The 25,583-nt window shown below is 67.5% G+C and carries 22 protein-coding genes; 13 read left to right on the forward strand and 9 right to left on the reverse strand.

Features of this window, described 5'->3' with window-relative positions; genetic code table 11:
• Positions 1 to 48: 48 nt before the first annotated feature.
• The 3 genes from ABZW96_RS16415 to ABZW96_RS16425 form a co-directional block, all read right to left on the reverse strand.
• A complete protein-coding gene (locus ABZW96_RS16415; protein ID WP_355075343.1) occupies positions 49 to 2,400 on the reverse strand; it encodes an arylsulfatase in 2,352 nt (783 codons plus the stop codon).
• Positions 2,401 to 2,713: 313 nt separating this feature from the next.
• A complete protein-coding gene (locus ABZW96_RS16420; protein WP_355075344.1) occupies positions 2,714 to 4,549 on the reverse strand; it encodes an acyl-CoA dehydrogenase in 1,836 nt (611 codons plus the stop codon).
• Positions 4,550 to 4,765: 216 nt separating this feature from the next.
• Positions 4,766 to 5,995 (reverse strand): TetR/AcrR family transcriptional regulator, encoded by a 1,230-nt coding sequence (locus ABZW96_RS16425; protein WP_355075346.1) that lies wholly within the window; start codon positions 5,993 to 5,995, stop codon positions 4,766 to 4,768.
• Positions 5,996 to 6,214: 219 nt separating this feature from the next.
• Here ABZW96_RS16425 and ABZW96_RS16430 point away from each other — a divergent pair, with 219 nt between their 5' ends.
• Positions 6,215 to 6,727, forward strand: coding sequence for a MarR family transcriptional regulator (locus ABZW96_RS16430; protein ID WP_355075348.1), 513 nt, complete (start codon positions 6,215 to 6,217; stop codon positions 6,725 to 6,727).
• Here the strand turns inward: ABZW96_RS16430 and ABZW96_RS16435 are convergent.
• A complete protein-coding gene (locus tag ABZW96_RS16435; protein WP_355075350.1) occupies positions 6,704 to 7,360 on the reverse strand; it encodes a TetR/AcrR family transcriptional regulator in 657 nt (218 codons plus the stop codon). The genes ABZW96_RS16430 and ABZW96_RS16435 overlap by 24 nt on opposite strands.
• A gap of 190 nt (positions 7,361 to 7,550) precedes the next feature.
• Here ABZW96_RS16435 and ABZW96_RS16440 point away from each other — a divergent pair, with 190 nt between their 5' ends.
• Positions 7,551 to 8,336 carry an alpha/beta hydrolase gene (locus ABZW96_RS16440; protein ID WP_355075352.1) on the forward strand — a complete coding sequence of 262 codons (786 nt, stop codon included), beginning with the start codon at positions 7,551 to 7,553 and terminating at the stop codon, positions 8,334 to 8,336.
• Between the two features lie 171 nt (positions 8,337 to 8,507).
• On the forward strand, positions 8,508 to 9,953 hold the full coding sequence (gene gndA / locus ABZW96_RS16445; RefSeq protein ID WP_355075354.1) for an NADP-dependent phosphogluconate dehydrogenase: 1,446 nt from the start codon (positions 8,508 to 8,510) through the stop codon (positions 9,951 to 9,953).
• 55 nt (positions 9,954 to 10,008) lie between these two features.
• Here gndA and ABZW96_RS16450 read toward each other — a convergent pair whose 3' ends face one another.
• Entirely contained in the window at positions 10,009 to 11,967 is a 1,959-nt protein-coding gene (locus ABZW96_RS16450) for a heavy metal translocating P-type ATPase (protein WP_355075356.1), read from the reverse strand.
• 94 nt (positions 11,968 to 12,061) lie between these two features.
• Here ABZW96_RS16450 and ABZW96_RS16455 point away from each other — a divergent pair, with 94 nt between their 5' ends.
• A complete protein-coding gene (locus tag ABZW96_RS16455; protein ID WP_355075358.1) occupies positions 12,062 to 12,424 on the forward strand; it encodes a metalloregulator ArsR/SmtB family transcription factor in 363 nt (120 codons plus the stop codon).
• 94 nt (positions 12,425 to 12,518) lie between these two features.
• Complete coding sequence (locus tag ABZW96_RS16460; protein ID WP_355075360.1) at positions 12,519 to 13,910, forward strand: DUF1214 domain-containing protein; 1,392 nt, start codon at positions 12,519 to 12,521, stop codon at positions 13,908 to 13,910.
• Positions 13,911 to 13,941: 31 nt separating this feature from the next.
• Here ABZW96_RS16460 and ABZW96_RS16465 read toward each other — a convergent pair whose 3' ends face one another.
• Positions 13,942 to 14,286: a helix-turn-helix transcriptional regulator gene (locus tag ABZW96_RS16465; RefSeq protein WP_355075362.1), complete on the reverse strand. Its 345-nt coding sequence runs from the start codon at positions 14,284 to 14,286 to the stop codon at positions 13,942 to 13,944.
• A gap of 61 nt (positions 14,287 to 14,347) precedes the next feature.
• Between ABZW96_RS16465 and ABZW96_RS16470 the strand changes: the two genes are divergently transcribed.
• Both ABZW96_RS16470 and ABZW96_RS16475 read left to right on the forward strand, forming a co-directional pair.
• Positions 14,348 to 14,686 (forward strand): putative quinol monooxygenase, encoded by a 339-nt coding sequence (locus tag ABZW96_RS16470; RefSeq protein WP_355075364.1) that lies wholly within the window; start codon positions 14,348 to 14,350, stop codon positions 14,684 to 14,686.
• Positions 14,687 to 14,775: 89 nt separating this feature from the next.
• Positions 14,776 to 15,651, forward strand: a complete 876-nt coding sequence (locus tag ABZW96_RS16475; RefSeq protein WP_355075366.1) for an LLM class F420-dependent oxidoreductase — start codon at positions 14,776 to 14,778, stop codon at positions 15,649 to 15,651.
• A gap of 96 nt (positions 15,652 to 15,747) precedes the next feature.
• Here the strand turns inward: ABZW96_RS16475 and ABZW96_RS16480 are convergent, their stop codons facing one another.
• A complete protein-coding gene (locus ABZW96_RS16480) occupies positions 15,748 to 16,230 on the reverse strand; it encodes an adenosine-specific kinase (RefSeq protein ID WP_355075368.1) in 483 nt (160 codons plus the stop codon).
• A 77-nt stretch (positions 16,231 to 16,307) separates the two neighbouring features.
• Positions 16,308 to 17,075, reverse strand: a complete 768-nt coding sequence (locus ABZW96_RS16485) for a serine/threonine protein phosphatase (RefSeq protein WP_355075370.1) — start codon at positions 17,073 to 17,075, stop codon at positions 16,308 to 16,310.
• A 654-nt stretch (positions 17,076 to 17,729) separates the two neighbouring features.
• On the opposite strand from ABZW96_RS16485, the gene ABZW96_RS16490 reads away from it, so the two are divergent.
• Together ABZW96_RS16490 and ABZW96_RS16495 are read left to right on the forward strand one after the other, a co-directional pair.
• Positions 17,730 to 18,680, forward strand: a complete 951-nt coding sequence (locus tag ABZW96_RS16490; protein ID WP_355075371.1) for an EamA family transporter — start codon at positions 17,730 to 17,732, stop codon at positions 18,678 to 18,680.
• A gap of 242 nt (positions 18,681 to 18,922) precedes the next feature.
• Complete coding sequence (locus ABZW96_RS16495; protein ID WP_355075373.1) at positions 18,923 to 20,320, forward strand: hypothetical protein; 1,398 nt, start codon at positions 18,923 to 18,925, stop codon at positions 20,318 to 20,320.
• A gap of 19 nt (positions 20,321 to 20,339) precedes the next feature.
• On the opposite strand, the gene ABZW96_RS16500 is transcribed toward ABZW96_RS16495, so the two are convergent.
• On the reverse strand, positions 20,340 to 20,678 hold the full coding sequence (locus tag ABZW96_RS16500; RefSeq protein WP_355075375.1) for an MmcQ/YjbR family DNA-binding protein: 339 nt from the start codon (positions 20,676 to 20,678) through the stop codon (positions 20,340 to 20,342).
• Positions 20,679 to 20,893: 215 nt separating this feature from the next.
• Here ABZW96_RS16500 and ABZW96_RS16505 point away from each other — a divergent pair, with 215 nt between their 5' ends.
• The 4 genes from ABZW96_RS16505 to ABZW96_RS16520 all read left to right on the forward strand — a co-directional run bounded on the left by ABZW96_RS16505 (position 20,894) and on the right by ABZW96_RS16520 (position 25,553).
• Positions 20,894 to 22,444 (forward strand): acyl-CoA carboxylase subunit beta, encoded by a 1,551-nt coding sequence (locus ABZW96_RS16505; protein WP_355075377.1) that lies wholly within the window; start codon positions 20,894 to 20,896, stop codon positions 22,442 to 22,444.
• 75 nt (positions 22,445 to 22,519) lie between these two features.
• The gene (locus ABZW96_RS16510; RefSeq protein WP_355075379.1) at positions 22,520 to 23,977 is read left to right on the forward strand and encodes a lipase maturation factor family protein; all 1,458 of its coding nucleotides are present in this window, start codon (positions 22,520 to 22,522) and stop codon (positions 23,975 to 23,977) included.
• 160 nt (positions 23,978 to 24,137) lie between these two features.
• Positions 24,138 to 24,284: a hypothetical protein gene (locus tag ABZW96_RS16515; RefSeq protein WP_355075381.1), complete on the forward strand. Its 147-nt coding sequence runs from the start codon at positions 24,138 to 24,140 to the stop codon at positions 24,282 to 24,284.
• A gap of 165 nt (positions 24,285 to 24,449) precedes the next feature.
• Positions 24,450 to 25,553, forward strand: a complete 1,104-nt coding sequence (locus tag ABZW96_RS16520; RefSeq protein ID WP_355075382.1) for a mechanosensitive ion channel domain-containing protein — start codon at positions 24,450 to 24,452, stop codon at positions 25,551 to 25,553.
• The last annotated feature ends 30 nt before the right edge of the window (positions 25,554 to 25,583 follow it).

The raw sequence follows: 25,583 nt of genomic DNA on the forward strand, positions 1-25,583 counted from the left end.
TGGCGACGACCCGGGTACTAGAGATAGAGAGCGCGGCGGGCGTATCGGTTACTGCCGAGCCATGTGCATGCGCATCTCGCTCTTGGCGTCCGTCGTCAGTTCTCCGGACAGATCCACGACGACCGTGCGCAACGTGCCGGTGAACCGGAAGGGCGGCCGGTAGTCGGGCACCACCGCGGAGCCCGGGTTGGCGCCGCAGGTCATCCCACCGGGGTTGAACGCGACCGGCGTGATGAACGGGAAATCGGCTTCGCCTGCCGGGCTGCGGTCGATGTAGAGCCGGGCGATGCCAGGGGTGCCCTTGCCATTGCCGAAATCCGGTGCGCCGGTGGGTTCGAACTCGAAGCGCAATTCGTGGCGGCCTTCCGGGATGGTTCGTGTCGAGGCGACGCGGTGCACGGTGCGCCGCACGTAGTTGTGGGCGTAGTGCAAGTGGCCGTCTGCGACGAAGAAGGTCCAGCCTCCGGCATTGGTGCCCTGGCACAGCAAGACGCCCTCGGCGCCGCCGGACGGGATCTCCACTTCGGCGGTGACGCTGTGCGGGCGGTTCAGCACCCGCGGCGAGACGGCCGCAGGCAGCGTCTCGGTGTCCGGGCGCAGGGTGTATCGGGTCTGCGCGGGCGTGATCTGCGGGCGCTCGGCGAGCAGGCGTTGCAATCCGCTGCCGTCGATCGGCAGCACGTCGTAGCGGCCTGCTTCCACATACCACAGGGCGATCATCTCGTTGAGCTTGTCTCGACGTTCAGCGGCGAGGTCACGGGTCTCGGCGAAGTCCTCGGCGACGTGGTAGAGCTCCCAATCGTCGGCGTCGAGCCGGCGGAGATCATCGGCCGTGATCGGCGTGCCGAACGGCCGGTCCGCTTCGGCGAAGGACGGGCCCGGCCAGGGGCACACGGACCGCCAGCCGTCGTGGTCGATGGCTCGGTGGCCGAGCATTTCGAAGTACTGCGTGTGGTGCCGGGTCGCGGCGGTGGAATCGTCGAAAGTGTGGGCGAAACCGACACCGTGCAAGGGGGACTGGGATACGCCCCTGATGGTGTCCGGCGGTTCGAGGCCGAAAGCGTCGAGAACGGTGGGAACGACGTCGATCAGGTGCGCGTACTGGGTTCGGATCTCGCCCTGTGCGGTGATGCCCCGAGGCCAGTGGACCAGGAAGGGATCGCTGACGCCGCCGCGGTAGGTTTCGCGCTTCCATCGTCGGAAGGGGGTATTGCCCGCCCAGGTCCAACCCCACGGATAGTGGTTGAACGTGGTCGGACCGCCCAGCTCGTCGATGGCGCGCAGGCTGTCCTCGATCGGTTCCGGGGCGTTGTTGAAGAATTGCAGTTCGTTCGTGGTTCCGGTGACCCCGCCCTCCGGACTGGCGCCGTTGTCGGACACGAGCATGAGCAGGGTGTTGTCGAGCTCCCCGATCTGGTCGAGGAAGTCGAGCAGTCGTCCGATGTGGTGGTCTGTGTGGGTGAGGAATCCGGCGTAGACCTCCATCATTCGTGCCGCCAGGCGGCGTGCGTCGGCGGACAGCGCGGCCCATTCGGGCACATCCGGATCACGGCGGGAAAGCCGCGCGTCCGGTGGTACGACACCGAGCTCGCGCTGCCGGTCGAACGTGTATTCGCGATAGGCGTCCCAGCCGCCGTCGAATCGGCCGCGGTAACGGTCCGCCCACTCCCTCGGCACGTGGTGCGGCGCGTGTGTGGCGCCGGTGCAGAAGTTCAAGAAGAACGGCTTGTCCGGGGCGACCTGCTTGGCACCGGCGATGAAGGAGATCGCCTTGTCCACCAGATCGGCGGTCAGGTGGTAGCCGTCTTCCGGGGTGGCGGGCGGCTCGACCTGATGGTTGTCGTGGACCAGATCCGGATACCACTGGCTGGTGTCGCCGCCGAGGAAGCCGTAGAACCGCTCGAAGCCCCGCCCGAGCGGCCAACGATCGTACGGGCCTGCGGCGGATTCCTGCTCCGACGGCACCAGATGCCATTTGCCGACCATGTAGGTGTTGTAGCCGTGCTGCAACAGCATCTCCGAGAGGAATCCGTTCTCGAATGGGATGTTGCCGTTGTAGCCCGGATACCCGGTGGCGATCTCCGTGATGCCCGCCATGGCGTTGGCGTGATGATTACGCCCGGTGATGAGACAGGAACGCGACGGTGAGCACAACGCGGTGGTGTGCATATTGTTGTACAGCAGTCCGCCTGCGGCCAACGCGTCGAAATGCGGCGTGGAAATGGGACTGCCGTAACACCCGAGCTGTCCGAATCCGGTGTCGTCGAGCACGATGAACACCAAGTTCGGTGCGCCGGGAGCCGCCCGTACCGGTTGCGGCCATGCGGGATTCGACACATCCGTCGTTCGCCCGATGATTCCGGGAAAAGCCGTTCCCCGTTTGTATTCTTCCAGTGACATCTACCCGCCCTCCGTCCTGCGGATGGACTGGACACCGCCAGCCTGGTTGTCCGAATGAACGCGTGCGATGCCACTGCGTCGACGAGCGGTGCCGCTGGTGGCACTGCGCAATCAAGTACTGCCGCGGAGCCGGGTGGGTCCTCATCGTCGGAAGTCGACGCCACCGGAGCGTCCGATATCGGTTCCTCGCCCATCCGCTATCGCGACGTGAGTCAAATGCTAGACGACGCGGGCGCGACTGTCAGTGGCGGAAGCCGACCGGCCGCCGCATCGTCGGATGCGGCGGCCGGTGCGACGGTGATCGCCGAGGGTGTCAGAATGCGGCTTCGTCGAGATCCATGACGCTGATGTCGACGTCGGAGATGACCGACCATTCCGCGCTGAGGTGCGGCAGGACAGTTTTGGCGAAGAACGACGCGACGGCGATCTTGCCCTCATAGAAAGCGCGGTCTCCGCCGCCCGGCTCGGCATCCAAGGCCGCGGCGGCGATCTCGGCGGCGACGATCAGACGCCAGGCGATGAGGAGATCGCCGACGGCGAGCAGGAACCGGACGGAATTCAGTCCGATCTTGTACAACTCGGTGGGTTGCTGCTGGGCGGCGATCAGGTGCTGAGTGAATCGGCCCGCCATGTCCTGGACATCCTCCAGCGCGGTGGCCAGCAGCACCTTCTCGGTCTTGAGCCTGCCGTTGCCCACGCCGGATTGCGCCGTGTCCCGGATCTTGCCCGCGATGTGCGCGAGCGCGACGCCGCGATCGCGGGCGATCTTGCGGAAGAAGAAGTCCTGCGCCTGGATCGCGGTGGTGCCCTCGTAGAGCGAGTCGATCTTCGCGTCGCGGATGTACTGCTCGATCGGGTAGTCCTGCAGGAAGCCCGAACCGCCCAGGGTCTGCAGCGACTCGGTCAGGTACTGGTAGGCCCGCTCCGAGCCGACGCCCTTGACGATCGGAAGCAGCAGGTCGTTGACCCGCGCGGCCAGCTCGGCATCCGCCCCCGAGATGTGCTGCGCGACAACGTCGTTCTGGTGACCGGCGGTGTACAGGTATACCGCGCGCAGGCCTTCGGCGTAGGCCTTCTGCATCATCAGCGACCGGCGCACGTCGGGGTGCCGGGTGATGGTCACCTTCGGTGCGGACTTGTCCGCCATCTGGGTCAGATCGCTGCCCTGCACCCGGCTCTTCGCGTATTCGAGGGCATTGAGGTAGCCGGTCGACAAGGTGGCGATGGCCTTGGTGCCCACCATCATCCGAGCTTCCTCGATGACGTGGAACATCTGCGCGATGCCGTTGTGCACCTCGCCGACCAGCCAGCCCTTGGCCGGGATGCCGTGGCCGCCGAAGGTGAGCTCACAGGTGGCGGACGCTTTCAGGCCCATCTTGTGCTCGACGTTGGTGACGAAGACGCCGTTGCGGTCGCCCAGCTCACCGGTCTCGTGGTCGAAGTGGAACTTCGGTACGAAGAACAGCGACAGGCCCTTGGTGCCCGGTCCCGCGCCCTCGGGGCGGGCCAGCACCAGGTGGGCGATGTTGCCGAACAGGTCGTCGGCGTCGGCGGAGGTGATGAACCGCTTCACGCCCTCGATGTGCCAGGTGCCGTCTTCCTGCTCGATCGCCTTGGTGCGACCGGCGCCGACGTCGGAACCGGCGTCGGGCTCGGTCAGCACCATGGTGGCGCCCCAGTTGAGTTCGGTGATGAATCGCGCCCAGCGCCGCTGCTGCTCGGTGCCGATGCCGTCGATGATGTGGGCCATCATCGGCCCGGTCAGATACATGTAGGCCGCGGGCTGCGCCCCGAGCACGAATTCGCTGATGGCCCAGCTGACCATCGAGGGGGCGGGCACTCCGCCGACCGCCTCGGACTTGCCGACGCGCCACCATTCGGCGTCGTACCAGGCGCGCACCGCCTTCTTGAACGACTCCGGCAGGCTGACCGAGTGGGTGGCCGGATCGAAAACCGGCGGGTTGCGGTCGGTTTCGGCATACGGTTCGGCGACCGGCCCTTCGGCCAGGCGCGCGGCCTCCGCCAGCATCGATCGCACGGTGTCGCCGTCCAGGTCCCCGAACGCTCCGGTCCGCAGGATGTCGTCGAGTCCGTACACCTCGAACAAATTGAACTCGAGGTCACGCACGTTGCTCTTGTAATGGCTCACGAGCCAGGGCCTTTCGAGAAACGGCCGGTGTACCGGCGAGGGATTCGGCGGGCGCACGGATAGGTGCTCACCCACGGCACACTGTGCGGCACCGATGACGCGAAAGCAATCTTATGTTAATAACCACTAAGTAGATGGTCGGATGTCCAACGGCATTCAATCCGCTGCTAGCACGTAATTGGCGCAGCTAAGTTAATGCTCGCTAAGTGGTATAAATCACTGCGAGGGGGTGCGGCCGGGATTTCCCGCCGTTTCGATCCGCTCCCCGATGGCTACGAGGACGTCGACGAGATCGGCGCGCCGCCGGAAGCGGGGATTGCGTACGGCATCGATGACGACGGTGACGATCGCGCGGCTGAGCACCCGCGCGACGGGCGCGGATAGATCCGGCCGCACCGCCTGCAGCATGCGGGCCCACTGGGCGATGCCGTCGAGGCGCACCCTCCGGTAGCGCTGCACCCCGTCGCCAGGAAGATGCCGGGTCTCGCTGACCGTGATCGCCAAGAGGTCGGGTTCGTCGACGCCCAATTGCGCGAAGCTGCGCATGAGCGAGCGCAGGGACTCCTCGGCGCTGCGGCCCTCGGCGATCGCTCGGGCGAGCAGCAGTCGGAGCCACTCGTCCTGGCGCCGGACGATCTGGTCCAGCAACTCCGCCTTGCTGGAGAAATGGTGATACAGGGCGGGTCCGGTGACGCCGACGGCCGCACCGATGTCCTCGATGCCCACCGCGGCGTAACCGCGGGTGCTGAACAGCCGCGCCGCCTCGGCGAGCATTCGCTCCGAGCGCAGCGCTCGGTCCAGTGCGGTGTTGCCGATCTCGGTGCGCGGTGGCCGGCTCGGCGCGTGGCCGTTCGGGTGTTCGGGCATCCGGGTCGTGATCACCGCCGCGACGGCGGCGTCGAGCACTTGCGCGGCGGCCGGCGCGGGCAACTCGGCGCGGTGATAGGAGGGGCTGACCGCGATCGACAGCACGCACCAGCTCAGCAATTCGACATCGGCCGTGCTCAGTTCGGGTCGGCGTAAGTGGATCGTGTGTCGTAGGTAGCGGGTGAGCCGCGCGGCGCGGACGAGCACCGCGGTCTTGTCGGCGGCGGTCAAATTGCGGAACTCCAGTTGCCACAGCCGCGGCAGGCCGCGCAACTCCAGCGCGACCCGGACCAACTCGGCCGTTACCGCGCCGCCGGAGTCATCGGCGCGATATGCGGCGTCCAGCCGGTTCAAGGTGTCGTCGAGGCCAACCAGCAGGCATTGGCCCAAAAGTTGCTGTTTGTTGCGGAAGTGTCGATACAACGCCGTCGCCGAGATGCCAACCGCAGCCGCGATGTCGGCCATCGTCGTGCCGTAATAGCCGCCGTGCGTGAAGGCGTCGACCGCGGCGGCCAGGATCATCTCTCGTCGATGCGGTGGTCTCCGCCGTGGTTGTCCGCTGTTCGCCTGTGTGCCCATCGCGGTCAGTGTCGCGCATCGGGCGGTCCGCACCGGCTATCGGGCCGCCCCCCGGGGTCGACCCGATAGCTGGTGGGCCGTGGGAATCTGTCGCGGCCACCGGTCCGTATGACGATTTCGTCACGGGCCACGCCGATGTCCTACTGTCGAGTAGGCTTCCCGCAGCTATCACCAGCCCGGGGATCGTTGTCCCACCAGGTAAGCAGAGGGAGCCCGCCCGTGAGCGCTGACACCGCGGACGCCACAGCACTGTCCACCATCGCGGCCCGGCTGCGCATTGCGACGACCGTCATCCTGCGGCGCGCCCGGAGAGATCCCGACGAACGGCGGCTGTCTGCGACGCAGTGGGCGGTCTTAGGACGGCTGCACCGATACGGCGCCATGGCCGCGGTCGACTTGGCGCGGCTGGAGATGCTGCGGCCGCAGACGATGCGCAACGTGGTCGACGGCTTGCGCGACCAGGGTCTGATCATCGGTGTGCGCGACCCGAACGACGGACGCCGGGTGAATCTGACTCTCACCGACGAAGGCCGCGCGTGGGTGTGCGGACATCAAGCGTCCGCGAACGACGCGCTGGCGCAAGCGTTGTCGGAGAGTTTGCGGACGGGTGAGTTGCACAAGGTCGGCGAGGCGCTGGATCTGCTCGAGCGCATCGCTTACGGTGACCGGGGAGCGGATGCGCTGATCGCGGGCGGTCTCGGCGCCGGGTCACTGGTGGCCGATTCGCGATGACTCGGCCGCCGCCCGGCCGGGGTCCGTGGGCGGCGTGAGCGCCCGGGTCCAGAGATCGATGATCGCCCGGCCGCATTCGTCGGCGGTGCGGCCGGGCGGCGGATCGAGGACCGCGCCGTGGATCTGCGCCTCCACCGCCTGCACGAGCAGCAATGCCGTCAACCCCGGGTCGTCGCCGCCGACCTGGAGGCGGCGCAGATGGAATTCCACTTCGTCGGCGAGGACCCGTTCGAGTTGTCGGAGGCGTTCGACACCCGCGGCGGTGCGAGGGGCCTGATCGAAGAGCAGCCGGTGCATATCCGGTTGAGCCGTGTGCAACCGCGTCACGGCGACGACCAGTTGCCGGATGGTGTCGACCAGAGGCGGCTGTTCGGCACGCAGGCGCCCGGCCGTTTCCAGCAGCGCCTGGGAAGCGTGCCGCAGGTGCCGTTCGGCGAGTGAGTAGAGCAGTGCGTCCTTGTCGGGGACGTAGTGATAGAGGGTGCCGATGGAGACGCCGGCGAGTTCGGCGATCTTGTTGGTCGTCGTCGCGGCGTAACCGTGCTGCTGGAAAAGTCGAGCAGCGGCGTCGAGGATCGCGTCGAAGGTGAACTCCGACCGCTGCTGGCGCGGGATTTTCCTGGGTGTCGACATGGCGTCCTGAAGTCGAGTTGGCAAAACCGAGGATTGCTCGAATTATTGTCACATGCACGCTTCTTACCTCGCCTTTCTCCCCGATGACCTACGCCGGAGCTGGGATTTTCGGCCCCAGTCGAGCACTTGGTCGTGGCGCGGCCATCAAGTCCACATCGAACGGGTCCACCGGCCGGACGCGGACGTTCGGATGATCTTGATCCACGGCGCCGGTGGTCATGCCGCGGCGATGTGGCCGTTCGCGGCGCTGGCGGCGGCGCGCGGTTTCGACGTGCGGGTCCCCGACCTGCCCGGCTACGGCCACACCCGCGTCCCGTCGTCCCGCGCGATCCGGTATGCGGACTGGGTGGACTGCGTCGACGATCTGGTCCGTGCGGTCAAGGCGGCGGATTCGCGGCCGTTGGTGCTGGTGGGGGCGAGCGTGGGCGGGATGCTGGCGTACACGGTGGCGGCCCGCACCGGCATGGTGGACGCGCTCGCGGCCACTTGTCTGCTCGACCCACGGCTGGCGCGAGTTCGCGCGGCGGTCGCCCGTCGCCCGTGGCTGGGTCGGTACGGAACACGGTTGCTGGTGCCCGCGATCGACGATCTGCGAATCCCGATGCGGTTGCTCGCGAATATGTCCGCGATATCGAACGATCCCGAGCTGACCCGGGTCGTCTCGGCCGATCCCCACGGCGGTGGCGCCTGGATGCCACTGGGATTCCTGCGAACCTATCTGCGGTCCGATCCCGGTCTCGAACCGGAGGATTTCACCTCCTGCCCCGTATGGCTGGTTCACCCCGGCGCCGATCGGTGGACGCCCTTGGCGCTGAGCCAGTCGTTCTTCGATCGGATCGCCGCTCCCAAACGCCTGGTCGTGCTCGACGCGGCGGGGCATTTTCCCGTGGAGACGCCGGGCATCCACCAGTTGGCCGACGCGTTCGCCGAGATTCGTGACCGGTTGGTCTCCGGTCCCGTGCCGGCCGGGACGTGAAGTCGCGTACGCGCCGACGCCCGTATGGTCACGTGAGCGGCTCGTGATGCGCTCCGAGCCCGCACCGGCGGGGTGGGTAAGGTCTGAAGCGTCGTGGAACGGACGCCACGATGCCGCCGCCGAACAGCTTCGCGCGGACGCGCCGCCCTGCCGAACGAAGAGAGCTGATTGATGCCGACCTCTACAGCGCGCGCACAGATCGGGGTCACCGGTCTGGCGGTCATGGGTAGCAACATCGCACGGAACTTCGCCAGGAACGGCTATACCGTTGCGCTGCACAACCGCAGCATCGCCAAGACCGACGCACTGCTCGAGGCCCACGGCGACGACGGCGACTTCGTGCGGACCGAAACGATCGAGGAGTTCGTCGCCGCGCTGGAGAAGCCGCGCCGGGTGCTCATCATGGTGAAGGCAGGCGCCGCGACCGACACGGTCATCGAGGAACTCGCGGACGCGATGGAGCCGGGCGACATCATCATCGATGGTGGAAACGCCCTCTACACCGACACCATTCGGCGGGAAGCCGCGATGCGCGAGCGCGGGCTGAACTTCGTCGGAGCGGGGATCTCCGGGGGCGAGGAGGGCGCCCTCAACGGCCCCGCGATCATGCCCGGCGGCCCCAAGGAGTCCTACGACTCGCTCGGGCCGCTGCTGGAATCCATCGCGGCGAAGGTCGACGGAACGCCCTGCTGCACCCACATCGGCCCGGACGGCTCCGGACATTTCGTCAAGATGGTGCACAACGGCATCGAGTACGCCGACATGCAGTTGATCGGTGAGGCCTACCACCTGTTCCGCGACGCGCTCGGTTTCGACGCCAAACAGATCGCGGACGTATTCACCCAGTGGAACTCCGGCGACCTGGAGAGCTACCTGGTCGAGATCACCGCCGAGGTGCTGAACCAGGTCGACGCGAAGACGGGCAAGCCGCTGGTCGACGTGATCGTCGACGCGGCGGAGCAGAAGGGCACCGGGCGCTGGACGGTGAAGTCCGCGCTCGACCTCGGCGTGCCGGTGACCGGAATCGCCGAAGCGGTGTTCGCGCGGGCGCTGTCCGGTTCGCGCGAGCAGCGAAAGGCCGCGCGGGGTCTGGCTTCCGGACGGCTGGCCGACAAGCCCACCGACGTGGAGCGGTTCACCGAGGACATCCGGCAGGCGCTCTACGCCTCGAAGGTGGTCGCCTACGCGCAGGGCTTCGACCAGATCGCCGCGGGCAGCGCCGAATACGACTGGAACTTGCGCCCGGGTGATCTCGCGACGATCTGGCGTGGCGGCTGCATCATCCGCGCCCGGTTCCTCAACCGGATCAAGGACGCCTACGACGAGAACCCGGCGCTGCCGAGCTTGATTCTCGCACCGTACTTCCGTGAGGCGATCGAGACGGCCATCGACAGCTGGCGCCGCGTCGTGGCCACCGCGACGCTGCTCGGCATTCCGGTGCCCGCGTTCGCTTCGTCGCTGTCCTACTACGACGCCCTGCGCGCCGAGCGTCTCCCGGCCGCGCTCACCCAGGGGCAGCGTGATTTCTTCGGTGCGCACACCTACGAGCGGGTGGACGCCGAAGGCAAGTTCCACACGCTGTGGAGCGGGGACCGCGGCGAGGTTCGCGCCGACTAGCCGGACGCGCTGTCGCAGTGCGGGATTCGTTTCCGCACTGCGACGGAGGTCGCTGTCACTCCCGTGATCCGGCAGCTCGCTCCCACGCACCCCGGCGGAGCAGGCGTAGCCCGTTGAGCCCGACGAGGACGGTGGATCCCTCGTGCCCGGCGACGCCGAGGGGGAGCGGCAGGGTCCCGGCGAGGTCCCAGACGACCAGCACGCCGATGCAGGTGGCGGCGATGGCCAAGTTGGCGATCACCACCCGTCGCGCCTGCCGGGACAACGCGATCACCGCCGGGATCGTGGTCAGGTCGTCGCGCACGACGACGGCGTCCGCGGTCCGCAGGGTCAGGTCGGATCCGGCGCCGCCCATGGCGATGCCGACCTCGGCCGCGGCGAGCGCAGGGGCATCGTTGACGCCGTCGCCGACCACGGTCAGTTTCCGCCCGCCGGCTTGCAACTCGCGCACCGCGATCATCTTGTCGTCGGGCAGCAGTTCCGCCCGGACGTCGGTGATGCCGACACATTCGGCGAGCCGATCGGCGGTGGCGGTGTTGTCGCCGGTCAGCAGTATCGGCGCGCTGCCGGTCAGCGCGGTCGTCGCGCGCACGGCCGCGACCGCTTCGGGCCGGAGCTGGTCGGTCAGTGCGAGCACTCCGATCGGTTCGTGCTCGCAGGTCACGACCACGGCGGTGTAGCCGCTCGCGTGGAAGGCGTCGACAGTTGTGTGGGCGTCGCGGGTGGGTTCCCACGCGGCGGGGGAGCCGACGCCGATGAGACGGTCACCGACACGGGCGGTCACGCCGCGACCTGGGTGGGCCGTGAATTCGGTGACCTCGGGCAGCCGCAGCTCTCGGGTGCGGGCCGCGCGCACGATCGCCGCCGCGAGGGGGTGCTCGCTCGGGTGCTCGGCCGCGGCGGCGAGCCGAAGCACCTCGGCGTCGGTGAATCGCTGGTCCAGGCAGCGGATCTCGGCGAGTTCCGGGATGCCGCGGGTCAGGGTGCCGGTCTTGTCGAAGGCGACGTGCGTGGTGGCGCCGAGCTTTTCCATGACCACCGCGGATTTGACCAGGACACCGTGACGCCCCGCGTTGGCGACGGCCGCCAGCAGGGGCGGCATGGTGGCCAGCACCACCGCGCAGGGGGAGGCGACGATCATGAACGTCATCGCTCGCAGCAGCGCTCGCCGCACGTTGTCACCGAGCAGCAGCGGGATGGCGAACACCGCGAGGGTGACCGCGACCATGCCGACGGAGTAGCGCTGTTCCACCTTCTCGATGAAAAGCTGTGTGCGCGCTTTGGTTCGGGCCGCCTGCTCGACCAGGGCCGCGATGCGCGCTACCACGGAGTCCCGCGCGCGGCGCACGACGCGGATGCGCAGGGCCCCCGTGCCGTTGAGGGTGCCCGCGTACACCTCGTCGCCCTGGATTTTGTTCACCGGCAACGGTTCGCCGGTGATGGTGGCCTGATCGACCTCACTGCCGCCGGAGAGGACGGTCGCGTCCGCGGCGATCCGCTCCCCGGGCCGCACCACGAGGACGTCTCCGACGCGCAGTTCGGTGGCGTGGACCGTCTCTTCCTCGCCGTCGCGCGCGACCCGGGTCGCGGTGTCGGGTGTGAGGTCGAGCAGTCCGCGCACCGAGTCCTCGGTCCGGGCGGTGGCCAGCGCTTCCAGGGCGCCGGAGGTCGCGAAGATGACGATCAGCAACGCGCCGTCGGTGATCTGGCCGATGGCCGCCGCTCCGATCGCCGCGGCGACCATGAGCAGGTCGACGTCGAGCGTCTTGTCGTGGAGAGCCTGTAAGCCGGCCCACCCGGGTTCCCAGCCGCCTGCGGCGTAGCAGGCCAGGTACAGGCCCCAGCGCAGCCACTGGGGGCCATCGGTCAGCGGCACCGCCAGCCCGGCGCAGAAGAAGACCACGGCCACTGCGGCCCAACGGGCTTCGGGCAGGGTGAACAGCCGGGTCCGGCGCACGGGCACGCGACCGGATGGCGGAGTCGGACGAGTCGGCGCGAGCGTCGGCGCGGCCACGGGTCACCTCCAGAACAGCAACGAACAGACGGCCCGAACCATACCAGAACACATGAACATGTCTTCATTTGTTCCTAGAGTATGCTGTTCAGTCATGGGACACGGCGTCGAAGGCAGGGACCGCCCTGCCGTGCGCTTGGATCCCGAATCGGCCACCCATGTGGCGACCACGTTGCAGGCGCTGGCCACACCGAGCCGCTTGATGATCCTCACCGAACTGCGCCAAGGGCCGCTGCCGGTGAGCGCGCTGGCCGACGCCATCGGCATGGAACAGTCCGCCGTCTCCCACCAGCTTCGGCTGCTGCGCAATCTGGGTCTGGTCACGGGCACTCGCACCGGCCGCAGCATCGTCTACAGCCTCTACGACAACCACGTCGCCCAACTGCTGGACGAGGCGATCTACCACAGCGAACACCTGCGCCTCGGCTTGTCCGACCGTCCTGAGGCCGCGGTCTGACCGACCCTGCGGCACTGGCGATCCGGCTGCTCGGCAAGGCTTTCACCCGATTCGGGTGATGTCGGCCCGGTACGGCGGTGGCACCGTCCAGGAAATGACGGCCCCGGCGATGGTGGACAACCGGTACGAGTTCGCGAATGGCTATCCGATCGGGTCGTCCGCGACTCGGGCATGGGACGACAGCGTGTTCCAGCGCGCCGTGGTCGCGTACCGGTTCTGGTATCCGACCGTATCGATGGAAGGAATTTTCAACGGAAACAGGGAGCTCGGACTGAACGACAACCGCGCGGTCGGAATCGCCTCGACCGGGCCGCGGCATGTCGGGTTCACTCTGAATTCCGATACCCCGTATGGCGCCGCGGTGCTGGATCTGTCGGCGGGGCCGATGGTGGTCGAGCTTCCGCCGGGACCGTACATCGGCCTGGTCGACGATCATCATCAACGGTGGATCACCGATCTCGGCATTCCCGGGCCGGACCGAGGGCAGGGCGGCACTTACGTCATCGTTCCTCCCGGCTACGCGGGGGCGCTGCCGGATCGGGCGCACGTCGGGCGATCCGCGTCCTTCAAAGTGCTGCTCGCCGTGCGCGCGCTGCCGCTCGGTGGCGACCTGGCCGAGGCGATGGATGCGCTGCGGGCGGTCCGGGTGCATCCGCTCGAGGAGGCGGGCGCGGTGCTGGACATCATCGACACCACCGAGTTGGCTATGGACTCCACCTGTTTGTGCTGGGAAGCCGACATCTCTTACTGGCGGGTGCTGCACGGGATTCTCGAGACGGAACCGGTGGTGCCGGAGTTCTTGCCGATGTATGGGCTGCTCGGGGCGATCGGTCTCGAGCGAGGCGTTCGGTTCGCGCCCGACCGCCGGTCCGCGGCGCTGTTGACGGCCGCGGCGCGGACCGGGCGCGGTCAATTGCTCGTTTCCGCGTTCGCCAGTGGCCGGCCGGACCGCATGGCCTGGCCGGACCGTCGCTGGGAATGGGTGGGACTGGTCGCCGACAACGGCGACTTCCGGACCGCCTCCGGTCTCGACCTCGAAGCGCGCGACCGGTGGTTCGCCCAAGCGATCATCGCCTCACCGGCCATGTTCCGGCGGCAGGTGGGCGGCGGATCGCTGTATTGGCTCGCCATGCGGGACGGGCGAGGGGATTACTTGGACGGTAGTGCCACTTATACCCTCGATATACCGCGGCCGGTGCCGGCCGGGCTGTTCTGGTCCGTGACGGTCTACGACGCGCAGACCCGCTCGCAGATCCAGGCCGACCAGGGCAAGGCCGCCCTCCGGTCGCTGTTCGAGTTGTGCGACCTCCCGCCCGACGGCCCCGTGCGGCTGCACTTCGGCCCCATTCCTCCTGACGGCGACGAGACCCGCTGGCTGCAAACCGTCCCCGGCCGCGGATGGTTCGCCTATCTGCGCATCTACGGACCCGAGGAAGCGGCGTTCGACCAGACTTGGCGGCCCGGCGATTTCGAGCGCGCGAGCTGATCGAATGTGGCGACGGCCCTCGTGGCTCGGCCTATGGGGCGGGATGGCAGCGCTTGCGTCTCTGGTCCGGAATTTCCGCGCGGAGCAACTCGATCAAGCCAGGGAATCGGTGCTGGAGTTCGGCTCTGCGTAGTTGGGCCATATTGCTGTTGCCGCGATCGACCTGACGGATCAGCCCGGCCTGGCGAAGAACCCGAAAGTGGTGCGTGAGTGTCGCTTTCGATACCGGGAGGCCGAACGAACTGCAATGGCGCTCGGTGCCGTCGGGCTCGGCGAGGAGCGTGAGGATCACCTGGCGGCGATGCCGATCGGCGAGCGCGGCGAACACCGAACCGAGTTCCATCTCCTCCGGTGCGGGCTGATCGCTGCCGGGCACGGCGAACCTCCTCCATAGGTACGTCTTGCATCGTACCTCAGTGGCCGCTAGCGTCCGAGGTATGAAAAATCTCGTACCTGATCACGCGCCCTACGTCCTCGTCGGTTTCGCCCACCCCAAACCGGAGCGCGCGGCGGAACTGCGTGAGTTGCTGTTGTCCTTCGTCGAGCCCACGCGCGCCGAAGAAGGTTCGTTGGAGTATCACTTCCACGAGGACAAGGACCGGCCGGGCACGTTCGTCTTCTACGAGGTATGGCGGTCCAAGGAAGATCTCGATCGTCATTTGGCCCTGCCGCACATGCGGGCGTTCTGGGACAAGCGCATGGACTACCTCGAACGGGATCTCGACATCCGCTGGCTGTCGATGCACAGCCCGTATCCGCGCCCGGTCGCAGGTTGACAACCCGATCGATCCGCTGCTTGACCTGGAGCGCACTCCAGCGCTTAGGGTGCGCTCATACAGGGTTGTCCAGCAGAAGGGATCACTTCATGGAGCTCGGTTTTCACATACCAATCTTCGATATCGACGGTGGCACCACCGCCATCGCCGGTGAGCTGGCAAGGGTGGGCGCGGCGGCGGAAGAATCCGGCGCGACGTGGCTGTCGTTCATGGACCACTACTTCCAGATAGAGCCGACCGGCCTGCCCGCGGAGGCGAACATGCTGGAGGGGTACACGACCCTCGGCTATCTGGCCGCGCACACTTCGCGCATCGACCTCGGACTGCTCGTCACCGGCGTGACCTACCGTCACCCCGGTCTGCTCGCCAAGATCGTCACCACCCTCGACGTCCTCTCGGGCGGCCGGGCGGTCCTCGGGATCGGCGCCGCGTGGTTCGAGCGCGAGCACCGCGGGCTCGGTGTGCCGTACCCGCCGACCGCCGAACGGTTCGAGCGGCTGGAGGAGACGCTGCGCATCTGCCGCCAGATGTGGGACCCGCAGGACAACGGGCCGTTCGACGGGAAGTACTACCAGCTGGCCGAGACGCTGTGCTCGCCGCAGCCCATCAACCGGCCGAAGGTGCTCGTCGGCGGCGGGGGAGAGCGCAAGACGCTGCGGTTGGTCGCGCAGTACGGCGACGCCTGCAATCTGTTCGGCTCCTCGCCCGGGGACGTCGAGCACAAACTCGACGTGCTGCGCAGGCATTGTGATGACGTCGGCCGCGACTATGACGAGATCCGTAAGACGATCATCGCCAACAACCCGCGGCCGAGCCCGGAAAACCGCGACGAATTCGTCCGGCAGATGGCCGACTACGCCGAACTCGGCATCGAGACGGCCATCGTCACTCCGACCACAGGCTCACCGGCGGCATGGATCGACGGCATGGCGCCTGCCGTCCCGCAACTGGCGGAACTCGGCTGAGGTATCCGGCGCGGGCCCGGATCGCTTGCGGGATTCCGGGCCCAGCCGGTGCGCCGACCATCGGTGCGCGCCGGACGAACCGGCGGGGCAGCGGTCCTACAGTTTGTAGCCGATCTGACGCAACAGCTGCTTCCGGGCCGCCTGGTCGTCGGCATCTTCCACGCCGAGCGGCGGCGAACCGTCGATCACGCCGATGATTCCTCTGCCGAGTTCGGTTTCCGCGATCAGAACCTCGACGGGATTGGCTGTGGCGCAGTAGATTCCGCAGACCTCCGGGACCTGCTGCACGGCGTTCAGCACGTTGACGGGGTAGCCCTCGCGGAGAAAGACGATGAACGAGTGTCCCGCACCGATGTCGACCGCGTTCTTGGTGGCGAGCTCGACGAGTGCGTCGTCGTTGCCGGAGCGGCGGACCAGGCGCGGTCCGGAGGCCTCGCAGAACGCCAGCCCGAAGCGCAGGTGCGGACCGACTCCGACCAGCGCCTCGTGCAGGTCTTCGACGGTCTTGATGAAATGGGACTGTCCGATGACGACGTTGAGATCATCCGGTTTGTCGATGCGCACGGCTGTCAGCTCCACAGCGACATACTGCGCCCCGGCGACGTCGATTCATAGCATTTCGACATTTGTTCCGCGCGTCGCGAACGGTCCCGGAATCACCCACCGTGGGTGCCCCCCGGCCGGAAAGGCAGGTCCACGACCAGTGCGGTGGCGTTGTCCCTTCCACCGGCCAGGAGGGCGGCATCCACCAAAGTGTTCGCGATCGTGGGAGCCGCGTCGCCCTGCGCGAGGATGGCTTTGACCGCGGCTATGCCGAGTGGCTTGTGTACGCCGTCGGTGCTCAGCAGCAGTCTGCCCGTGCTCGAGCCGGTGGCGGCGTATCCGATCGCGTCCGGCCGCACGGTGCGCGCCGAGGTGGTGACCAGATGATCCATTCGCGGGGTGGAGGCGAGCCCGCGGGTGCGGTACAGCTCGGCTACGGTGTGGTCGGTCGTGATCTGGTGCAACACTCGCCCGTTCCACCGATACGCGCGACAGTCGCCGACCCACGCCACCTCGCAGGGGCCATCGGGTTGATCGGCGGCCGGAAGCACCGCGACCACGAGCACGCTGTCGGCCGAAGGCTCCGGGACCTCGCGCAGGAGTTCCTCCTGGGCCGCGAGAATTCCCGCGCGCGCTCCGTCGGCGGCGGCGGAGCGCGCCGCCGCGGCGGCGACCGTGCGTGCCGCGCGGGCTCCGAGCAGATGATCTCCGACGCCGTCGGCGACGACGTACGCCGTCGCTCCGGTCACGGCGTCGGTCTCGATCGCCACCGCGTCGGCGTTGATCGACCGTGACGCGCGCCGACTGGCCGAAGCGCCGGTCGTTCCGCCCAGCCGCGGTGTGTGGATCCGCGGCATGCTCGCGGTGGTACCGGTAAACACGAACTGGTCTCCTCGTAGCTGGGCTCTGAGTGCTGCCGACCAGCACCCTTCAAGGACACCGCATCAGTATTTGGACTTGGCGAGAGTCCGTTGTGTGAACGCTGAGAATTCGCTCTCGATCAGGTCACGACGGGCGTCCCCGCTAGTGGCGCTGCCCGCCTTCCGGCCGGAGCAGACGCTGTCGCGTGCTGCCGCCGGCGGGCGGACGAAGGGCGCATTGATCGATCACCGCTGTACCTTGTGCCGCAGTCCACAGCGCGGGACGCATTTCGCAACATTGTTTCTGGATTCCGGCAATCGATCGGCTCACTGTTCGTTGCTCGGCGCATTTACGTTCTCCGCTGTGAAGCAGGGGTGCACGCAGCGCGCAAATCACCGAAGCCGGTCACGTTTGTCCGATTTGTTCGGCTCTCGCCGCACAATTCGACGGATATCTGTGGCGACCGCAAATTCGGAGCCGTCGGCTCGTTACGTCCCAGCGCCAGCGCGGGTACCCGACCGGTGGGTGTCCACGTCTGTTCGGCGCTGACGCAGCCGACAACCGCTCTGCCACAGATCAATCGACGCGCCGAGTCGGGCCGTGCAGCGGATCCGCCGGCGTCCGACAACGCGCGCCGGCCCCGGGTACAGGCGTGTTCAGGAACGGAGTACTACGTGGTCATCAGTCCCGCCGAGGACGCCTCTCTACGATTCGCGCCGCGGCTGATCCCGCCGCGCGGAGGTGTGCCCAGCCCGGTGCTCGTGGTCGCCGCGATGGTCAGCATCCAGCTCGGCGCGGTCATCGCCAAGCACCTGTTCACACTCGCGTCGCCGGTAACGGTCGCGTGCGGCCGGATCATGCTCGCGGGCGTGTTCGCCGTGCTGCTGTGGCGGCCGTCGCCGCGGCTCGAGCGCAGGGCGCTGCTGCCGGTCGCCGGGCTCGGCGTGGCCATCGCGGGCATGAACCTGTGCTTCTATGCGGCCCTGGACCGCATCCCGCTGGGCATGGCGGTGACGATCGACTTCATCGGTCCGCTCGCCGTCGCCATGATCGGGTCGCGGCGCACCCGCGACGCGCTGTGGGTGACGCTCGCCGGAGCGGGCGTTCTGCTGTTGGTCGACAGCGAAGGGCCGGTCTCGTGGAGCGGGGTGCTGTTCGCGGCGGCTGCCGGTGCGGGATGGGGCGCTTACATCACGTGCAGCGCCGTGGTGGGCAGGCACACCGCCGGACACGACGGACTGGCGTTGGCGATGGGCCTCGGCGGACTGCTCGCCGTGCCGGTGGTGGTCGCGAATGACGCTGTGGCGCTGACGGATCCGGTGTTCCTGGCGGCCGCGGCGGCGTTGGCCGTGCTCTCGTCGCTGCTGCCGCATGCCATCGAGATGGCGGCCTTGCGCCGGATCACGCCCGCGGTGTTCGGCGTCATGATGAGTTTGGAACCCGTGGTGGCCGCGGGCGTCGGGCTGCTGTTGCTCGGCGAGCAGATGCGGGCGGCGCAGTGGTCGGGTATCGGCCTGGTGGTCGTGGCGTGCGTGGGAGTGGCGCGCGGTTCCCGTGCCGACGCCGTCGGCGATCGGGCGTATGCCGAAATGGCGGTGTCCAGCGCTGTAGACAAAACCACCTAGGTTTTCCGGATGTCGGCAGCGCTCACGTATTTCCGTCGCGGCTGCCGACAGACATGATGACTAGGCAGAATGCATTCCGCACGCGACGATTTCGCTAGAGGGAGAAGTTGTCGGTGACGTAGACAACATCCGAAACTCGGTTGAATTCCCCGCCTTACCGGCGGGTACGTGATCGAATGCTCTGCAACTGATGTCGCGAACCCGTGTGATGCACCGGTTCAGTAATCCGGGAGGTTGTGGCTGTGGCCGACGCAAGCGTGCCCACGCTGCGTCCGTCCGAGCTGGAGAGGTTGGCTCAGCTCGACGAACACAACGAACTCTCCGCCGACCAGGTGCGATCGAGCTCGCAGCGGATGGGCGTGCCGGAGGAGGACCTGTGGCGGTGGCTGGAGGACCGCCGCAGTGCGTCCGCGCCCACCAGACGCATCGATGTCCCCGAGCGGCCGACCGCCCACATCGAGGTTCCCGACCCGCCGACCGCCCACGTCGAGGTATCCGACCCGACCACCACACGCGTCGATGTTCCCGACCCGCCGACCACGCGCATAGATGTCCCTGATCCGCCGACCACCCGGATCGATGGCCCTGAGCCACCGACCAGGCACGTGGGGTATGGGGAGATCAACTACCGGCAGTCCCGCATCATCACGCTTCCCGAAGCGGCCGGAGGCGGGCTGCTGCCGCAGATCTCCGACGGGGACGTCACCACTTTCCGGGCCGATGCCTACCGGAGCCTGCCACCGGAAGAATTCGCGCGCATCGACGCCGTCTACGCCGACGGGATCCAGCTGGCCTGCCGGTGGCTGGCCGAACACACCGGGCGATCGTGCAGGCACGACCTGAACCAGAACGGCGTCGGCAGCTGGCTGGGGCCGCGCGGGGCAGGCCTGGCCGAATACATGCTCTCGGTGCTGCAACCTCGCCTCAGCGTGCCGGACCGCTTCCAGCAGGGCGCCGGTTTGGTGGACGAGTGGAACGACATTCTGAGCCTGTACCGATTCCTCGGCGGCCTCGTCGCCGACAGCCCCAGCCGCGGGCACACGATCACGCGCCTGCGCGGCGCCCAAGCGGCGTTCCTGCTGCACGGGATGCGCCTGGATCTGCCGCCGGACCTGGCCTACTCGGTCGGGCCGGGGCTGACGACGGTCCCGATCGATGACGACCTGGTCGCCCGGGTCCGGGCCAGGACCGCCGATCCGGTGGACGCGGCGGCGATCGTCACCGCGCTCTTCACCGGCGCCACCGCGATGGAACTCAACGCGATCCCCTGCGTCGCGCTCGCCGCGGACGCGCTGATCTTCAACGGCCCGATCGGTTACACCCACGCTCCGGACCTGTATGTGTGGGTGATTCCGCCGTCGGCGCGGCCTCTGCTGTACGAAGCCCGCGTCCACCAGGAATCACGCCCCACACCGAGCACCAAGCTGTTCGCCGGCGCCATCGGCGGAGCGGGTTTCCGCCTCCGCAGGCTCGCCGCGGCGTGCGAGGTGACGCTGCCGGATCTGTACCACTGGCATCACAGCTGGATCCGCGAAGCGGGACTGCTCCGGAAGTCGGAACAATCGACACCGGTCCGCAATACCGATCTGCTCTTCGGTCTGAAACTCGCGCCACGGCCACGCCGCCGCCGCGCACGCTGACGCCGGGGCGTCGAGCAGGTCACCCGGCGTCGTCGAGCAGATGCCGTGGTGCGGCCTGCCGCCACGAGTCGTGCACGATGGCTTCGAGTTCCTCCCGGTCGTCGAGGGCGGTCAGCCGCGCACGGACCCAGGCGTTGCCTGCTTCGTGCGCGGCGATCCAGAACTTGTCCGGTTCGGCGACGACGAGTTCGTCGCGGTCGGCGATGGGGCAGCGGACCGCCATCGAGGTCTCGGACTCGGGAAGGGTGAGGAACAGCTTGCCCGCGACCCGGAAGGTCGGCATCCCCCAGGTGAATTGTTCGGATGTCTCCGGTAGCGACAGCGCGAAGGCCCGGACATCGTCCCCGGTGAAACTCATGCACCGAATCCTGCCAGCTCGCAAGGGAAGTCTCGGACCCGGTCGGATCACGGCGGAGATCGCCCACGCGATGCCGGGCCGATCCATAGGGCACCGTGCCAACGCGGCCGTCCGCGCGTTGTGAGCTACCCAGTAATCGACTCGGCGCCACGGCGTTCGCCGTCCAGCCCCCTATCGTCTGCGCAACAGCCAGTGAGGTCGAGAGGCAGTTTCGGATGGTCGGCACGCGCGAGAAGTTGGAGCAGTTGCGGGGCACCCTCGCGATCGCCGAGGAGCCTGCCGGTGCGTCCGGTATCGCGAAACGACAGAACAAAGGCATCCCCAGCGCCCGCGAGCGGGTGCGATCGCTGCTCGACCCGGGAACGTTCGTCGAGATCGGCGCACTCGCGCGCACGCCGGGAGCGCCGGACGCGAAGTACGGCGACGGAGTGGTCACCGGGCACGGTCGCATCGACGGGCGGCCGGTCGTGGTCATCGCGCACGACCAGACGGTTTACGGCGGCTCGGTCGGCGAGATGTTCGGCCGGAAGGTCGCCCACATCCTGAAGTTCGCCTTCGAGAAGGCGTGCCCGGTGGTGGCGATCAACGATTCCGGTGGCGCCCGGATCCAGGACGCGGTGACTTCGCTGGCCTGGTTCGCGCACATGAGCCGACGCCAGGAACGGCTGTCCGGGTTCGTTCCGCAGGTCTCCATCATGCTCGGCAAGTGCGCCGCCGGTTCGGTGTACGGCCCGGTGAACACCGACGTGCTCGTCGCGACCGAGAACTCCTACATGTTCGTCACCGGACCCGAGGTGATCAAGACGGTGACCGGCGAGGACGTGACCGCGGAGGAGTTGGGCGGCGCCCACGTGCAGGCGCGCAACGGCACGATCCATCACGTGACCGCCACCGAGCAGGAGGCGTTCGACTGGGCGCGCAAATACCTGAGTTACCTGCCGTCGAGCTGCTTGGAGCAGGCGCCGATCGTGAACCCGGGTCTGGAACCCGAGATCACCGCCACCGATCTCGAGCTCGAGTCGATCATCCCGGACTCCGACCGCGAGGGATACGACATGCACGAGATCCTGCTGCGCATCTTCGACGACGGCGATTTCCACGAGATCCGTTCGGCCACCGCGGCGAATCTGATCACCGGCTTCACGCGCGTGGACGGCCGCAGCGTGGGTGTCGTCGCCAACCAGCCGCTGGTTCTCGGCGGCGCGGTCGACGCGAAATGCTCTGACAAGGCAACGCATTTCATCAGGCTGTGCAATGCCTTCGGCATTCCCCTGGTGTTCGTGGTCGACACTCCCGGCGTGCTCCCCGGCGTGGAGGAGGAGCGCAACGGTGTCATCGTCCGCGGCGGTCGCGTGTTCCGCGCGATCATCGAGGCGACCGTGCCCATCATCAACGTGGTGGTGCGCAAGTCCTACGGCGGCGCGTACGGCTTCATGGCGTGCAAGCAACTCGGCGCCGACATCAGCCTCGCCTGGCCCACCGCCCGCATCGCGGTGATCGGTGCGGAGAGCGCGGTCGACATCGCGGGCAGACGTCAGCTGTCACAGGTGCCGGAGGAGCAGCGCGCAGCCGTACGAGAGTTCATGATCGACCAGTACAACGCTACCGTGGCGACGCCGTGGATCGCGGCGGAACGCGGATACATCGACGCCGTCATCGAACCTTCCCGGACCCGGCTGGAAATACGGCACGCGCTGCAGCTCCTGCGGGACAAAGAGGCGGCTGCCGAACACAACCCGCGCAAGCACAGCCTGTACCCGATGTAGTAGCGGTTTCCCTGCCGCCGGGCCGGGTATGCGCCCGGATGGGAACGAAGGTCCGCGGTCGGAGGAGTTGCGGGCATGGACTGGTTCACCGCATCCGAATATTGGTTGAGCAGGCAGCTGCTGACTCGCGGTGTCGCAGCCGTCTATCTGATCGGCTTCGTGGTCGCCGCCCGCCAATTCCGGGCGCTGATCGGGGAGCACGGCATGCTGCCCGTGCCGCGCTGGCTGGCCCGGCGCTCCTTCCGGCGCACGCCGAGCATTTTCCATGTCCACTATTCCGACCGGTTCTTCGCCGTCGTGTCGTGGTTCGGTGCGGCGTTGGCCGCGGCGATGGTGGCCGGCGCCGCCGATCTGGTGCCGCTATGGGCAGCGATGCTGATGTGGGCGCTGTTGTGGGTGCTCTACCTGTCGATCGTCAACGTCGGGCAGGACTGGTACGCGTTCGGGTGGGAGTCACTACTGCTGGAATGCGGGTTCCTGGTGATCTTCCTCGGCAACGACCGCACCGCGCCGCCGGTGCTGGTGCTGTGGCTCGCCCGCTGGTTGCTGTTCCGGGTGGAGTTCGGCGCCGGACTGATCAAACTGCGCGGTGACCGGTGCTGGCGCGATCTGACCTGCCTGTATTACCACCACGAGACGCAGCCGATGCCGGGGCCGCTGAGCTGGTTCTTCCACCATTTGCCCAAGCCGCTGCACCGGGCGGAGGTACTGGGCAACCACTTCGCGCAGCTCGTCGTGCCCTTCGGGTTGTTCGCGCCGCAGCCGGTGGCGAGTATCGCCGCGGCCGTCGTCGTCATCACCCAGCTGTGGCTGGTGCTGTCGGGCAATTTCGCCTGGCTGAACTGGCTGACGATCGTTCTCGCGTGCAGCGCCGTGAGTGGGTCCGCGGCCTCGGCGGTGCTCCCGGTGCCGGCAGCGCCGTCGCTGCCGGGACCGCCGGCGTGGTTCACCGGCCTGGTCATCGCGTTCGCCGCGTCGGTGGTCTTCCTGAGTTACCGTCCCGCCCGCAATCTGATCTCGAGTCATCAGGCCATGAACCGGTCGTTCGACCCCTATCATTTGGTCAACACCTACGGAGCGTTCGGCAGTATCGGCCGCACCCGTTACGAGGTGGTCGTGGAAGGCACCGACGAGCCGGCCGTCACCGACCGGACGCGGTGGAAGGAATACGAGTTCAAGGGCAAGCCCGGTGATCCGCGCCGGCTCCCGCGCCAATGGGCCCCGTACCATTTGCGGCTGGACTGGCTCATGTGGTTCGCCGCCGCCTCACCGCGTTACGCGCAGTCGTGGCTGGGCCCCTTCTTGACACGACTGCTGGAAAACGACGCGGCCACGCTGCGACTGCTACGGAACAATCCGTTCCCGCAGGCCGCACCGCGCTTCGTCCGGGCGCAACTGTATCTCTACCGCTTCACCACACCTCGCGAATTGGCTCGCACCCGAGCGTGGTGGGACCGCACGCTGGTGACCCGATACGTTCCGCCCCTCTCACTGGACGACCTGCATTACCGCAGCCGTTCCGGTCGGCAATGACGCGTTGGTCGGCTCCACCGCGGGCCGAGAATCCATGCCGGACAACGGCTTGCGCTCGAAGCACAGGCCGGGGGTGGCATTCGCCACAACGGGCGTGGCGACGATCGACGGAGAAACCGGGTATGCGCCCGAATGACGCAATCGACCGAAGGAGGATGTCATGTCCATCTCGGCCTCGCGCTCGCAGTATCGCGCCGCCCGACGCGGCGGCAGCGGCTATCCCGGCACGGAGCTGCCCGTCGAATGGACCATCGCGGCATGGGTTTTGGTGTTGACGGTGCTGAGCCTCGCGCTGGCGCTCCTGTAGGAACGCCACCCGGCGAAGAGCGGGGACCAGCTGAAGGCCCGCTTCGCTGGAGCAGGAAGCTCAGCATTGCACTCACCTACGCGGGAGCTGAGCGGCATCGTGCGCTCGAGAATACTGGCGATGCGCTACCGATGCGGCGAAAAGTTCTGCACCGCGGCAGGGTGAGTGGACGAGGAGAAGGAGTTCGATCCGTTGGAGGAAATACTACGGCCGCTCATCGTGCTTCTCGGTACGGTGGCCATCACCGTGACGGCCGGTTTGCTGTTCGATCGCTTACTGCGTTACAGCGCCCGTAGACGCCCGGGCAACCAACTTCCCACTCTATTGCGCCGGGTGCAATTGCCTGTGCAGGTGTTGCTCGGCGCGATGGCCTTGCATGCCACCTACCCGTTGGCCCACCTGGATTTGCGCCAGGACGCGATGATCAGGACCGTCCTGGCGACGGCGGCGATCATGGCAGCGGCATGGGGCGTCATCCGTGCCGCCGACGCGGTCGCGGAGAACACGCTGCGCTCGTATGCCCGGCGCACCCAGGACATCACGCGGGTTCGGCAACTGCGCACCCAGCTCGGCCTGGTGCGCCGGATCGTCACCTCGGTCCTGGTGGTCACGACCGCCGCCGTCGTGATCCTGCTGCTGGTGCCGAGCCTGCGGACCCTGGGCACCTCGCTGCTGGCCTCGGCGGGGGTGATCGGCATCATCGCCGGTGTCGCCGCCCAGTCGACACTGAGCAACCTGATCGCCGGATTGCAGATCGCGTTCGGGGACTCGGTCAAGATCGGGGACACCGTTGTGGTGGAGGGAGAGTGGGGCATCGTGGAGGAGATCACCCTCGCATTCCTCACCGTCCGGATCTGGGACGACCGCAGACTGACCATGCCGGTCTCCTACTTCAACAACAAGCCGTACGAGAACTGGTCGCGTGGCGGGCCGCAGATCACCGGTACGGTTTTCCTGTACCTGGACCACAGCACACCGGTGCCGCTTTTGCGTGAGCACTTGCAGGAGTATCTGCGAACGCGCGCGGATTGGGACGGTCGCGCCTGGGGTCTGCAGGTCACCGACAGCACGCCGACGAACATCGTGGTGCGCGCGACGATGTCGGCCGCCGACGCCGACGACGTGTGGAACCTGCGCTGCGCGGTCCGTGAGGAAATGCTCGACTGGCTCGGCCGCAACCACCCCTACGCCCTGCCCAAGATCTCCACCGCGATCACCGAGACCGCCACCGATCGTCATCTGGCGCTGGCGGGCGACCGCGGCGACTGAGGTTACTATCGAGTCTCCGTGTCGCTCCCG

The sequence above is a fragment of the Nocardia sp. NPDC004168 genome (assembly GCF_040610355.1).
Lineage (GTDB): Bacteria > Actinomycetota > Actinomycetes > Mycobacteriales > Mycobacteriaceae > Nocardia > Nocardia sichangensis.